Origin of the sequence: Kribbella sp. VKM Ac-2566 (assembly GCF_004366005.1) — a bacterium.
In the GTDB taxonomy this organism is placed as follows: Bacteria; Actinomycetota; Actinomycetes; order Propionibacteriales; family Kribbellaceae; genus Kribbella; species Kribbella pratensis.
Map to the genome: position 1 here is coordinate 641072 of NZ_SODT01000008.1, position 14107 is coordinate 655178.

The 14107-nt window shown below is 70.3% G+C and carries 5 protein-coding genes and 1 tRNA gene; 3 read left to right on the forward strand and 3 right to left on the reverse strand.

From position 1 onward, the window contains the following. The first annotated feature begins 68 nt into the window (after positions 1-68). The gene (locus tag EV647_RS06020) at positions 69-998 is read left to right on the forward strand and encodes an ROK family protein (protein ID WP_133999602.1); all 930 of its coding nucleotides are present in this window, start codon (positions 69-71) and stop codon (positions 996-998) included. Positions 999-1442: 444 nt separating this feature from the next. On the opposite strand, the gene EV647_RS06025 is transcribed toward EV647_RS06020, so the two are convergent. Further along, positions 1443-11111: a non-ribosomal peptide synthetase/type I polyketide synthase gene (locus EV647_RS06025; RefSeq protein WP_133999605.1), complete on the reverse strand. Its 9669-nt coding sequence runs from the start codon at positions 11109-11111 to the stop codon at positions 1443-1445. 476 nt (positions 11112-11587) lie between these two features. Here EV647_RS06025 and EV647_RS06030 point away from each other — a divergent pair, with 476 nt between their 5' ends. Both EV647_RS06030 and EV647_RS06035 read left to right on the forward strand, forming a co-directional pair. Next, on the forward strand, positions 11588-12700 hold the full coding sequence (locus tag EV647_RS06030; RefSeq protein ID WP_133999608.1) for a serine hydrolase: 1113 nt from the start codon (positions 11588-11590) through the stop codon (positions 12698-12700). 210 nt (positions 12701-12910) lie between these two features. Beyond that, a tRNA-Val gene (locus tag EV647_RS06035) sits at positions 12911-12987 on the forward strand. Positions 12988-13003: 16 nt separating this feature from the next. Here the strand turns inward: EV647_RS06035 and EV647_RS06040 are convergent. Continuing rightward, positions 13004-13474 carry a peroxiredoxin gene (locus EV647_RS06040; protein ID WP_133999611.1) on the reverse strand — a complete coding sequence of 157 codons (471 nt, stop codon included), beginning with the start codon at positions 13472-13474 and terminating at the stop codon, positions 13004-13006. Beyond that, complete coding sequence (locus EV647_RS06045; protein WP_130380525.1) at positions 13471-13914, reverse strand: DUF3052 domain-containing protein; 444 nt, start codon at positions 13912-13914, stop codon at positions 13471-13473. Before EV647_RS06045 ends, EV647_RS06040 begins: the two co-directional genes overlap by 4 nt. Positions 13915-14107 lie beyond the last annotated feature (193 nt).

Below are 14107 nucleotides of genomic sequence, written 5' to 3' on the forward strand. Positions count from 1 at the left end.
CCTCTGTCTGTTCGGGCCGACTACAGATAACGTTGTCTCTCGACCTGACCGCCCTGACCGGGGGGACGATGAGCGACGACACAGCGAAGGCGCGGGAGACCGTGCTGGGAATCGACATCGGCGGCACGAAGATGGCCGCCGCTCTGGTGTCTGCGGACGGCACGATTCTCACCGGCGACCGGATCCGCACCCCGTCCGGCGACGCCGACCAGGTGTTCGCCGCACTCGGAGAGCTGATCGAGCGCGTTCGCGGCGACGCCACCCCGCTGGCCGTGGGCATCGGCTCTGCCGGCCCGGTCGACCAGCAGCACGGCCTGGTCTCCCCGGTGAACATCGCCGGCTGGCGCAACTTCCCGATCGTCGACCGGGTCCGGGCGCTGACGGGCGACATTCCGGTGGCACTCGGGCTGGACGGGCACTGCTTCGCGCTCGGTGAGTTCTGGAGCGGCGCGGGTCGCGACGCGCACACCCTGCTCGGGATCGTCGTCTCGACCGGCGTCGGGGGCGGCCTCGTCGTCGACGGCAGACCGCTGATCGGCCAGTCCGGCAACGCGGCCCACATCGGCCACGTGGTGATCGACCAGGACGGCGAGGCGTGCGTGTGCGGGTCGTTCGGCTGTGTCGAGGCGTACGCGAGCGGTCCCAGGATGGTCGCCCGCGCGCAGCGGAGCGGTTGGCGGACAGGCGAGGACGTGGATGCCGAGGTACTGGCCGCCGACGCCGCGGCCGGGGACGAGCTCGCGCTGGCCGCGTTCGACGATGGCGCACAGGCGCTGGCCGCGGGGATCGTCGCGACGGCCGTGACCGTCGACCTGACCGCGGTCGTGATCGGCGGCGGGGTCGCGAAGGCCGGACCGGTGCTGTTCGATCCGGTGCAGGCGTGGGTGAAACGGCTGGCGCAACTGCCGTTCGTCACAGACCTCACCGTGGTGCCAGCTCAACTGGACAACGCGGGCCTGCTCGGCGCCGCCCACCAGGCCTGGGCTGCACTGGCCTGACCCACAGTGACCTCATGTGCACACTTTTGCGCGTTGGGTAAGGCTTCTCCCGCGCACCTTTGCGCAATTTTTACGAATCTTCGCGATCCGTGTAACGACTGACCTACGTCACGCGATGCAACGGATGGATGGGGTGGGGGCACCGTCATCCACGACCGGTCGAGGGGGGCTCAGGCCGGGCGTCAACCGGGAGATCGGGGGGTTGGTCGACCGGAGCACGTGAGCGGCGGGTGAGGGCACTCTCCCGCCGCCACCGTGTGGACTGCAGGGTCGGGAACCAGTCTGCCACCGGCAGCGTCCGACTCGAACGCGATCGATCTCGTGGAGGGATGAGATCGAACGCGGGTTCTGCAGCGTGTACGGCGGACGGTGGCTGTTCGGGAGGGCTGCCACCGACTGGCCCACCGTTCTCGTTGCAGAGCGGATGCCCTGGCCCAGACCTCGCTAGGGTTTCAGCCACTCCGGCTCAGGGAGCCGGGAGCGGTCCAGCCGGCCGTTGTCGTCCAGCGGCAGCTCTTCGATCGGGATCAGGTCTGCCGGCACCAGATAGATCGGCAGTTCCTTCCCCAGGTCGAGCATCAGCCGGGCCAGTACGGCGGGATCGCTGTCCTCCAGCACGACGTACCCGATCAGGCAGGTGTCACCGCCCGGGTCCGAGCAGGCCACCACGACCGCGTCGACGACGCCGGGCTGGTCCGCCAGCACATGCTCCGTCTCACCGGGCTCGACCCGGTGGCCGCGGATCTTGACCTGGTCGTCCGCGCGGCCGAGGTACTCCAGGGTGCCGTCGGCGCGCCAGCGGCCGAGGTCGCGGCTGCGGTACAGCCGCGCGCCCGGGTGTCCCGGGTCCGCGACGAACGCGTGCTCGGTCTCCTCCGGCCGCCCGAGGTAGCCCTGGGCAACGGCGGCGCCGCCGAGGTGGATCTCCCCGACCGCACCGACCGGCACGGGCCGCAGCGCGGCATCCAGCAGGCGTACGACGACACCGTCGATCGGGCGCCCGATCGAGGGCCGGTCCTCGGCCGGGTCGACCTCGTGGATCGTGGTCACGATCGACGCCTCGGCCGGACCGTACTCGTTGAAGAGCCGGCACTCCGGGTGCGCGTCGAGGAAGTCCCGCACCTTGTGGGTCAGCACCATCGCCTCACCGCCCGCGACGATCTCCCGCAACTCGGGCAGCTCGGGCAGCCGACGCATCGTCGCCAGCAACGCGGTCAGCGGGCTGAACGCCATGAACAGCCGCTGCACGCCGTGGTCACGCAGCGCCGCCACCACCGCGTCCGGGTCGTACCGGTCGTCCTCACCGATCAGCACCAGCGCCGCACCCGACGCCAGCGTCGTGAACATCTCCTGTACATGGACGTCGAAGCCGAACGACGTCCACTGCAGCGTCCGCAGCGACCGCCGCGTCCGCAGGTAGTGCCGGACCAGATTCACCGGGCCGCGGTGCGGGACCACGACGCCCTTCGGGTTGCCGCTCGAGCCGGACGTGTAGATGCAGTACGCCACGTCATCGGCTGCGGTGCGCACCGGCGGCGCCTGCCGCGCCCGGGTGTCGCCGTCGCCGCCCCCGACCGGAACGAGCCGCAGACCGAGGCGATCGGCCAGCGCCGCGTCGTCGCCGACCAGCGCGACCGCCGCCGCGTCCTGGACCATGAAGGCCCAGCGGGACTCCGGTACGCCGGGATCCAGCGGCAGGTAGGCCGCACCGGCCTTGAGGACCGCGAGCACGGCGACGACCATCTCGGTACCGCGGGCGACTCGGACGGCGACCAGTTGGCCCGGCTTCACGCCGAGGTCGACGAGCTGCCAGGCGACCGCGTTCGAGCGGCGGTCGAGTTCGGCGTACGTCAGCTCGCGGCTGTCCTGGATCAACGCGATCGCGTCCGGTGTCCGCGCCACCTGCTGCTCGAACAGGGTATGCAGTCCGCTGAGTTCGCCGGCGACCACCGCGTCCCGGCGTAGCCGGCCGATCGGCCCGCTGGTGTCGGCGTCGGACTCGAGCTCACGCAGCGCCTCGAGGTCGGACTCGATCGGCAGCACCAGCTCGGGCAGGCGGAGATCCGGACTGGTCGTTGCCCTGCGCAACACTTCGGCCAGGTAGTCGAGCAAGCGCGCGATCGTCGGCCGTTCGAACAGGCCGGAGCGGTAGTCCGCCGTACAGGTGATGCCGGCGTCGTGCTGCGTCAGCCGGAACCGCAGGTCGACGCTCGGCGGCAGGTCGTCGCCGTCCCGGTCTGCCAATTCGTCCTCGAACTCGACCAGGATCTGGAACAGCGGGTCGCGTTCGAGGATCGCGAGGTCGGTCCCGGCGTGGTCGAAGGCGCCCGCGGTGATATCGCGGATCCGCTCCGTCAGCTCACCGAGATCAGGCTCGCCGGACAGGTCGATCCGCAGCGGGAGCGGGCGGATCTCCTTCGGGCCGAGCAGTGCCGAGCCGATGGTCACATCGTCCTGCGCGGCGAACCGGCCGAGCACCGTTGCGACGGCGGCGAGCATCGTCATGACGGGGCTGAGCTTGCGTTCGCGGCTGTAGGCGAGCACGGCATCGCCGAGTTCCTTGTCCAGCTCGTGCTGCACCGACGCGACGGCGTCGTCACCGGCTGCACGGGCGCGATCTGCGGGGAGAACCAACGGTTCGGCGCCGGCCAGGACCTGCGTCCAGTAGATGAAGTCGCGGCGTTGCACGTCGGCCGGCGACATCGTCGTACGGCGGAACTCAACGGCCGGCTCGTCGGCGGAGCGCAGCTCGTTGATTGGGACGGTCTGCTCTTCTTCGGTTACCTGCTCGACTTCTGCTGTCTGCTCAGTCGTTTGCGCGGCCGGCTCACCGAGGAGGGCGAGCTGTTCGCGCATGAGCTTGGTGACGCCGTCGACCAACTGCCCGGCGACCCGGAGCTGCTGCGACATCAAGGCCGCCATACCGCTCCCGGGCAGATCTGCCTCGCTGGTAGCGGCCGCAGCCTCGTCGACCTTCGCCGCCAGCTCGGCGAGTCCCGACCCGAGAACCGCCAACGCCTCCCGCGCATCCCGGACCGGCTGTTCCTTCTCCGCAACCTGCTCGAGTGATGCCTCGTTCTGCGACGCGACAGGCTCGACGGCCTCGACCGGCTCAGCTGTCTGCACCGCGACCGCCGTCGCGAGCTTGTGCGGCGTGGTGTACGTCAGGAACAGGTCGTCCGGGGCCAACTCGGCCTCGAACCGGCTCTTCAGCTCGTCGATCACCGGCGCCATCGACGCCGGCGTCGCCCCGAGCTCGGCGAACGTGTGGTCCACGGTGAGGTCGTACGGGTCGAGGTTGTGCACCTCGCAGGTCAGGTCGAGGACGACGTTCAGCGACTCGCGGTACCGTTCCGCTGACATCTCGTCGCCCGACAACGATCCGGCCCGCGCCAGGTAGTCCGCGTCGATCTCATGGGTCTCAGCCGGAAGTGCGAACGGGGAGGACTCCTCAGCTTGTTCGACCGGCTCGGCTGCCACGGGCTCCGGTGGGTCCAGCGGGATTCGCTTCACCGCGGCGCTCGACGGCGGCTCGAACACCACGGCCTGGGCCCGCGCGGCCCGTTCGAACGCGTTCAGCCGCGGCGCATTGTTGTCCCCGGCAACCGCCGTACCGGGGCCGGCCAGCACCGTCACCGACGGGTCGACCGGGTGGTGCACCCGGCGGAACGGGTACGTCGGCAACGGGACGCGACCGCTGTCCGCGTAGACCTTCGCCCACGCGATCTCGGTGCCCTGCTCGTACAACTCGGCCAGGCCGTTCATCGTCGCGAGCACCGGGTCCTGGCCGAGGCGCTGCGCGGGGATCCACGTGCTGTTCGGCGCGATCCGGCGACCCGCGGGACTCAGGACGGCGTCCGGCCCGAGCTCCAGGAACCGGCGGCAGCCGGCCGCCGTCACGGCCTCGACCGCGTCACCGAACAGCACGGGCTGCCGCAACTGGCCGACCAGGTAGTCGCTGTCGAGCACGGTCCCGGACTCGAGCAGATCGCCCGACCAGCTCGACACCATCGGCGTCCGCAGCGGCTTCAGCGTGATCTCGCGGACGATCTCCGCGAAGTCGGCCAGTATTGGGTCCACCAACGAGCTGTGGAACGCGCGGTCGACATCCAGCCGTTGCCAGGCGACCTGCAGCTGATCGAGTTGCGCGGCGAGCTGACCGACGATCACCTCGGATCCGGTCAGCACGAACGACTGCGGGCCGTTGCCTGCGGCAACCTCGACGCCGGCGGTCCGGGCGATCTCGCGGACCCGGTCGGCGTCGGCGCGGACAGCGACCATCGCGCCAGGGACCGTGCCGCGCTGCATGAGCTCGCCACGCTTCGCGGTGAGGCGTACGCCGTCCGCCAACGAGAGGGCGCCCGCGACGCACAGAGCGGCGTACTCGCCGACGCTGTGTCCGACGACCAGCGCGGGCTGGACGCCGAACGACTGCCAGAGGCGGGCCAGTGCGAGCTCGAATGCGAACAGTGCGGGCTGTGCGGTCTCGGTCGGCCAGACGCCTTCCGCCGTACCGGCCGGGGTGAGGAGCAGTTCGAGCAGGCTGCCGCCGGTCTCCTCGTGGTAGACGCGGTCGCATTCGTCGAGGACCGAGCGGAACACGGGGAAGCGGGCGGCCAGGCCGGCAGCCATGCCGCGACGGGCGGCGCCTTGTCCGGTGAACGCGTAGCCGAGCGGGCCGGGTCCGCCGCGCGGCACCTCGGTCGGCTGGGCGGAGCCGAGTGCGGTGACCAGTTCGGCCTCCGTACCGCCGGCGACCGCGATCCGGTGCCGGTGCGCCGGGCGGCCGAGCGCCGCCGTACCGGCGAGGTCGATGAGGCGGTGCCCGGTGCCGTGGCCCAGGTCGGTGCGGTACAGCTCGACGAGGTCGGCGAGAGCGTCCGGGTCGGGCGCGGACAGCGGCAGTACGACGGGACCGTCGTCGCCGCGGCGGATCTGGCGCGGGGCCTCTTCGAGGATCACGTGCGCGTTCGTGCCGCCCGCGTCGAGGGCGCTGACGCCCGCGCGGAGCGTCGTACCGCCGGACAGCAGCGGCACCGTCCACTCGCGCACCTCGGTGCCGATCACGAACGGGCTGCCGTCGAGGTCGAGCTCCGGGCTCGGCTCGGTCACGTTGATGGTCGGGACCAGCATCCGGTGCTGCAGCATCAGGATGGTCTTGATCAGGCCGGCCATGCCCGCGGCGCTGTCCAGGTGGCCGATGTTCGGCTTCACCGATCCGAGCGTGCAGAACCCGACCTTGTCGGTGTGCCGGCGGAGCGCGGTCGTCAACGCCTTCACCTCGGCGGCGTCCGCCGCCGGGCTGCCGATCCCGTGCGCCTCGATGTAGCTGAGCGAGTCGGCGTCGAACCCGGCGCGGTCGAGAGCGCGCTCGATCAGCTCGGTCTGGTTCCCGGCGGGCGCATCCTCGTTGCTGACCGCCGTACCGCGAATCACGGCGTACACCGTGTCACCGTCGGTCAGGGCCTGGTCGAGACGCTTCAGGAGTACGGCGGCGACACCGTTCCCGCCGACTATGCCGTCGGCGTCGGCGGCGAACGCGCGGATCTGACCGCTCGGCGAGAGAATCGAGTCCGGCGTCGGGTGGTAGGTCGTTGCCTGCGGCACCTGTACGGCGGCGGCGCCGGCCAAGGCGAGGTCTGCGTCGCCGGATCTGAGCGCCTGGCAGGCGAGATGCACTGCGACGAGCGATGACGAGGAGGCCGACTGCACTCCGATCGCGGGGCCGGTCAGGCCGAGACGGTACGCGACGCGGGTGGCGATCGAGTCGCGGGACTGGTGCTGGCGGTTGTACAAGTTCATGCCCGAGCCCGCGAACACGCCGACGCGGTTCGTCGTACCGGCGTACCCGCCGTGCTCCAGCGCCTGATGACACACCTCGAGGAACAACCGCTGCGCCGGATCCATCAACTCGGCTTCACGATCGCTCAACCCGAAGAACTTCGCATCGAACGACTCGACGTGCTCCAGCACGCCACTGACCGCGACAACCCCGTCCCCCGACTCCCGCCGGAGACTCTCCACACCCCCGACGAGGTTCTCCCAGAACTGCTCTACCCCCTCAGCCCCCGGGAACCGCCCAGCCACCCCGACAACGGCAACCGGCTCAACAACCCCAACCCGCGCACCAACAGCAGTGCTCCCGGCCGCAGCACTGTCCTGCGCTTCCTCAGGTACGACGTCAGCCGCCACATCCCCCGCGGACTCAACCCCGTCCACATCCACCACAACAAGCCCCGCAGCCGACTGCTCCTCACCCGGCTCGGCATCCAACGCACCTTCGGGCGCAGCCACGGCAGACGCATCGCCCACCACATCGCCAGCACCAACCTCGCTGACGACTCCATCCGCAAAGACCTCATAGACACGCGATTCGCCCGCACGTGCCTCGTCTGCACTTGCCTCGTCCGCAAGCCCTTCGTCGGCACCGATCTCGTCATCCGAGTCGTCGCCACGCGCGTCACCCGCACCTACCGCATCCTCGACATCCGCGTCCTCACCGTCCGCGTCCTCGACATCCGCGTCGACTTCGGCCGCGTCCTTCGCGTCCACGTCGTCCGTGTCCACGTCGTCCGTGTCCACATCGTCCGTGTCCACGTCGGCTTCGGCCGCAGCAATCGTGGCGGCGCCGTTCGTGTCCGTAACTGCGGGTTCGTCGGCCTCCTCGATGTCTGTGGAGGTTGAGTCGGCGGACTCTGCTGTGTCTGCCTCGGAGTCGGTCGTCTCCTCGTGAGTGTCCGCAGCCTCGGAGGTGAGCGCCGGCTCGGACGACGCCGAAGCATCAGCCTCGGCCTCGTCGGCATCTTCATCGGATGCGCCGTCGGCATCCGTCTCGTCCTGTTCGAGGTCGGCCTTCTCGTCGCTCGTCTCGGCGTCTGATCCCGCCTGAGCCTCCTGCGGCACGTCATCCGAGGACGCCGCAACCTCATCAGTCGCGAACTCGTCGGACCCATCATCCGACGTACTCGCAACTACCCCACCCTCGAACCCCGCATCCTCACCACTGTCGGTGCCTTCAGCAACCACATCCCCAGAACCCGAGTGAGCGGACTCCCCCACCGACTCAAGCGCATCCGCCCCATCAGCAGCACCCGCCGCATCTACATCCTCGGCCGCGTCCGAGGCATCCGCCGCGTCGGCCGCGTCCGAGGCATCCGTCGCGTCGGCCGCGTCCACGACCTCCGCCGCCTCCATCGCGTCCGTCGCGTCCACTGCGTCGGTCGCGTCCGCACTCGTCGCCTCTACCGGCTCCGCCGCCTCCGTCGTGTCGACGGCATCTGTCCCGTCCGTGGGGTCCGCCGGGTCCAGCTCGTTCGCGGTGTCGTGCGGCTCACGGTCGGCGGACTGCTCGTCGTCGGACGGGGTCTGGTCTTCGTCCGGTACGTAGGTGCCGACGGCCGCATCGTCGTACGACGGCTCGGCCTCAGACCGCCCAGTCGTCTGCTCCTGCTCGGTGGAGTCCTCATCCCCGGAAGGAGTCTGATCTTCGTCCAGTACGTCGGCGCCGGCGACCGCGGCGTCGTACGACTCCTCAGCCTCAGACCGCCCGGCGGGGTCCTCCAGCTCGGCGGAGCCCTCGTCCGCAGACGGTGTGTGTTCTTCATCCGGCACGTCCACGCTCGCGGTCGCAGCATCGTGCTGCTGCTCGGCGGTGTCGGACTGCTCGTCGGCGGGCTCTTGCTCGACGTGCGGTGCCGGGGCGGTCGCAGGCGGCGAGTCGGGGGCGGGCGGAGGCGGGGCCGTGGGGCCCAGCACAGGTCCCGTGGCGGAGGCGCTCGACGTGGCTGCCGACGTGGCAGTCCCTTCCGCGGATGCCGGTGCCGTGCGCACCTCGTCCGCCGGCGCCGTGCGAACGGGCTCAGGATCAGACGCGGTACTGGTGGGCTCCACCGACGCGGTGGGGGTGGTCTCGGCTTCCGACGGCGTACGGGTGGGCTCAGCATCCGACGCGGTGCGGATGGGCTCACGATCCGGCGCGGTACTGGTGGGCTCCACCGACGCGGTGGGGGTGCTCTCGGCTTCCGACGCGGTGGGCGTGGGCTCGGCTTCCGACGCGGTGCGGGTGGGCTCGGCCGCCGACGGCGTACGGGCGGGGTCGGCTGTCGGTGCGGTGGGGGTGGGGTTGGGAGATGGGGGTGCCGGAGGGGGTGGGGTGCCTAGGGTGGGGCGTTGGGGCGGGGTGGGGATGGATTGCTGGAGTTCGCGTTTCCAGGCCAGGCGGACAACCGGGAGTTCGGTGGTGCGTTCTGCGGCGTCTTCGTCGGCGAACGGGGTGGACTCGGGGGTGCTCGAGGGGCCCTGGCCGGTGGGGCCGGACGCGGGGGTGGCGCCGGCTGGTTCTACGTGGGTGGTGGGCGGTTCGAGGAGCGTGCCGTCGATCCACCGTTGCTTGAGCAGCGGTCGGAGGATCTTGCCGCCGGGGGTGGTCGGGAAGTCGCGGCGCGGGACGCCGACGACCTGCGCCGACAGGCCGAGGCGGGCCTGGATCAGGCTGCGGATCGCCTGGTCCATGCCAGGTACGGAGTCGGCAGTGAGCGCGTAGAAGACGACCAGTCGGTCGGTGCCGGTTTCCTCGTCGGCGATGCCGCAGGCGGCCACCAAGCCCTGCTCGGCCCCGACGACGGTCGCCGCGACGGACTCGATGTCGTGCGCGTAGTAGAGCTTGCCGGCCATGATGATGCGTTCGCTGTCCCGGCCGGTGATGACGACCTGGCCGCCGGTGATGAAGCCCTGGTCGCCGGTCGCGAGCCACTTGCGGGCCGGCCAGTTCCCGACCGGGAACGCGATGCGGTCCGCCTCGAGGTTCCCGAGGTACCCGGGCGTCACCCGGGCCGACGCGACCTGCAGCTGACCGATCCGGCCTTCCGGCAGTACGGCGCCGTTCGGGGCCACGATGCGCACCGTCGTACCGGGCGCAGGCGCTCCCACCGAGACCAGCGACAGCACACCCGGCACCTCGGTCCGCGGCTTGCCCGGGCGCGCGACCGCGACCTTCCCGGACGACGGCCGCTGGTCGACCCACTCGACGACGCCGGTCGGTGGGATCCGGACGCGGTGCACGTTCGGCGTCAGACCGGGCCGCGCGAACGTGATGCCGGTGACCGTCTCGGTCATCCCCCACGCCGCCACGAACGTCTCCGGCACCACCCCGAACCGGTTCGTCACCCGCAGGAACTCCGACATCACCGGCACGGTGATCTGCTCACCGCCGCTGACCAGGCTGCGCAGCGCGGACAGATCCCAGTGCCGGTCCGGTTCGCCGGCCACCGCGGCGGTCGCGAGCCGGTACCCGAAGTTCGGCGACCAGGAGTGGTTGACCCGGTGCTGCTCCATCAGGTCGAGCCAGCGCAGCGGGTTGGCCAGCACCCAGTCCGTGTTCACGTGGACGTTCGTGCAGCCGGTGAACACAGGCAGCAGGTGATAGAGCAGGAACGCGCCGCTGCGGTCCAGCGGCAGCCAGTTCAGCGTGGTCTGCCCCGGCCGCACCGGCAGCATCGCCGGCGTACCCGCGGCGAACTCGACCAGCCCGCGGTGCGTGAGCTGCACGATCTTCGGCGTACCGGTGGAGCCCGACGACAGCATCAGTACGGCGACGTCGTCCGCGGCCGGGCGGTGGAAGTCGGAGGTCGGCTCGTGACCGGCCATCGCGTCCGGGTCGAGGACCGGGAGGCCGAGGTCGTTCGGCAGGTCGGACGGGCGGCCGATCAGGACGGTCCAGCCGAGCAGGTCGGTGATCCGGCGGAGCCGTTCGCGGCCCTCCTCGGTGCGGTCGCCGCCCGGGTTCGGCGCGACCAGCAGCGGGCGGATGCCGCCGAGGGTGCAGGCCCAGAACGCGGCGAAGAAGCCGACCGGCTCGGTGCAGTGCACGACCGCGGGGTCTCCGGCCCGTACGCCGTTCGCACGCAGGCCGGCCAGGATCCGGGCGGCCAGCTCGAGCAGCGTCGGGAAGTCGAGCTTGGTCTCGCGGCCGTCGGGCCCGATCTCGACGACCCCCGCGCCGCCGAAGTCGCGGGCCGCGCGGAGCAGTGCGCTGGGCAGATCGCGGGGATACCCGGCGGGAATCATCAATGCCGGCCCGGTGGAGATCGCCGGCCGGTCCGCACCACTTCTCACGCCGATGCCACCACCAGCTGAGACCCAGAGGACGACTCGGGTACGACGGGGTGCTCGGCCGGTTGGCGACCCACGGACACGTGCCTCCCCAACTGGACGGGGCGGGTTCTGGGCAGACCCGCCTCACTTCACACCGACAGCAGCCCCGTTCTCAGCCTGCCAGAACGATGTCGTGACCGGGCACACCCGGTGCGTCATCGCGCCGACCGACAGCCGTGAACCCTACCAGCCGCGACCCGCCCTGGAGGAGTCCGTTCTCACCAGCCGATGGTTAAGAATTCCCGCTGAGAACCACTGAGAACCACTGAGAGCCACTGACCACCGACATGGTTCCAACGAGTGACCGCGGCTTCCGATACGGCCCGTACGAAAGCCGGTCACCCGCACCGCGTCAGCGTCGTGGCGGTCTCGTGTCAGGACGCCCGGTGATCGTGAGTGACGTCGTACAAAACATCACTCGAACGAGGAGCACCACCATGTCGATCCAGTCGCCTTCCGTGGCGAGCACCGACCGCCCGGAGCTGCAGAAGGCCGCGCAGGAGTTCGTCGACGCCGGGTTCGGCGGTCTCGAACTGCGGGTGCACGACGAGCACGGCGAGTGGGTCGGCACCGCCGGGATCCGCGAACTCGGCAGCACCGAGGAACCGCCGGTGGACGGCCGGTTCCGGGTCGGCAGCGTCACCAAGACGTTCGTCTCGACCGTGGTGCTGCAACTGGTGGCCGAGGGCAAGCTCGAGCTGGACGGTGCAGTTGCCGGGCACCTGCCGCGGTTCGAGCTGGACCCGCGGATCACGGTGCGGATGCTGCTCGACCACACCAGCGGCCTGTTCAACTACACCGGCGAGTACTACCCCGACGGCACCGTCGTCGCAGGGCTCCCGGCGACCGGCAAGGAATGGGCCGACAACCGGCTGCAGGGCTACACCCCGGACGAGCTGGTCGAGTTCGCACTGGCCAAGCCGGCGCGGTTCGAGCCGGGTGCCGAGTGGAGCTACTCGAACACCAACTACACGGTCGCTGCGCTGCTGATCGAAGCGGTCACCGGCCGTACGTTCGTCGAGGAGCTGCAGACCCGGATCGTCGAGCCGCTCGGGCTGACCGGCACCGTGGAGCCGGGCGCCCGGACGGACATCCCCGGGCCGCACTCGCACGGATACCTCCGCTACCAGGACGGCGACGAGTGGAAGGTCGTCGACGTCACCGAGCAGAACCCGTCGCTGCTCTTCGCCGCCGGCAGCATGCTCTCGACCACGCAGGACCTGCACAAGTTCATGTCCGCGCTGCAGAGCGGCGAACTGCTGCCCGCCGAGCTGCTGACGCAGATGCGTACGCCGCAACCGAAGAGCGGACCGCTCAACTACGGGCTGGGCCTGTTCGCCCAGGACACCGGCACCGAGACCATCTATCACCACAACGGCAGCGCCCCCGGCGGCTACGGCGCCCTCATGTACAGCTCGGCCGACGGCACCAGGACCCTCACCGCCGCCATCACCATGGGAGACGCCGACGTAGACCTGCTGCAGATCTTCCCGCCCGCCCTCGAGCGCCTGGTGCAGGCAGCATTCGGCAACACAAGCTCTCCCCTGTAGACGCTTCGGGGTTTGGGGAGGGTTTCTGCCCGATCCGGGTAAGAAACCCTCCCCAACCCGATCCGTCGCGGGGTGGCTGAGCGGGGGCGTCGGGGTGCTGCGCACAGCGCGGCGGCACCCCCGGGTGAGATGATAAGGTCGGTCCGCTTGCTCCACAGGAGCGCAACTGCCCCGGCCCGTCGTTGGCCGGGCTTCGTTTGCCGTGGACATGGGCTGTTAGCTCAGTTGGTTAGAGCACCTCGTTTACACCGAGGGGGTCGGGGGTTCGAGTCCCTCACAGCCCACCACACCGCGCTTCGGCGCCTACCCCGGGTACGACGTGAGGCTTGCCAGGGCCTCGGCGTAGTCGTCCGGGTTGCGAGCCTCTGGGATCGGGTTGAGGACCGACCAGCGAATCAACCCGGCGCGGTCTATGACGAAGGTGGCGCGCAGGGCGCAGCCGCGGTCGGGGGCGAAAGCGCCGTACGCGGTGGCGATCGCGCCGTGGGGCCAGAAGTCGGTCAGCAGGCCGAAGTTGAGGTTCTGGGCGTCGGCGTAGGCCCGGAGGGTGAACATCGGGTCGCAGGAGATCGCCAGGAACTCGGCGGCGGCCAGCAACGACGGGCGATCCCGTAGTGCGGCCAGTTCACTGGTGCAGACCTGACTGAAGGCATACGGATAGAAGACCAGTACGACGTCCCGCCGGCCGGCGTAGTCGCTCAGCCGGACCGGTTCGCCGTACTGGTTCTGGGTCTCGAAGTCGGGTGCCCGGCTGCCGACAGCCGGGAGGCTCACCCCCGGCGGCCGGACTTCGGGACCACCAGCTTGGTGGCCGACCAGTCGTCGGTCACGCTCAGGGTGCTGGTCGTCGCCAGGCCCGCGACCGGCGCGGCCTCGGTGATGTCGCTGGTCTCGACGTAGCCGTCGCGGCCGACCTTCGGGGTCAGCAGCCAGACCACTCCACCGGCCTTGAGGTCGGTCAGGATGTCGAAGAACGCGTCGACCAGGTCGCCGTCGTCCTCACGGAACCAGAGCAGGACGACGTCGACGACTTCGTCGGTGTCCTCGTCGACGAAGGCCTCGCCGGTGATCTCCCGGATCGCGTCGCGGAACTCGTCGTCGCAGTCATCGTCGTACCCGATCTCCTGGACGACCCAGCCGGCCTCCAGGCCGAGCCGGGAGGCCATGTTCGGCACTCCGCTCTTGCCGTCCGCGTGGTCCGCGGTCGCGCTCACGTGTCCTCCTCCGTGGTCCCCGCTTACCCGGGGGTAGGTGTCAGTAGCCTGCTGCTCAGCGATAGTCCATCGTGACGTACCGCGTCGCGCAAGTATGCACCAGGGTTCCGTGACGTGTCCGGTATGCGCGTGGCGGGTGCGAGGCGTGTCCGCTGAGATCCGGCGCGGCCGCCCGGAATCGGGCCGGAAGGGA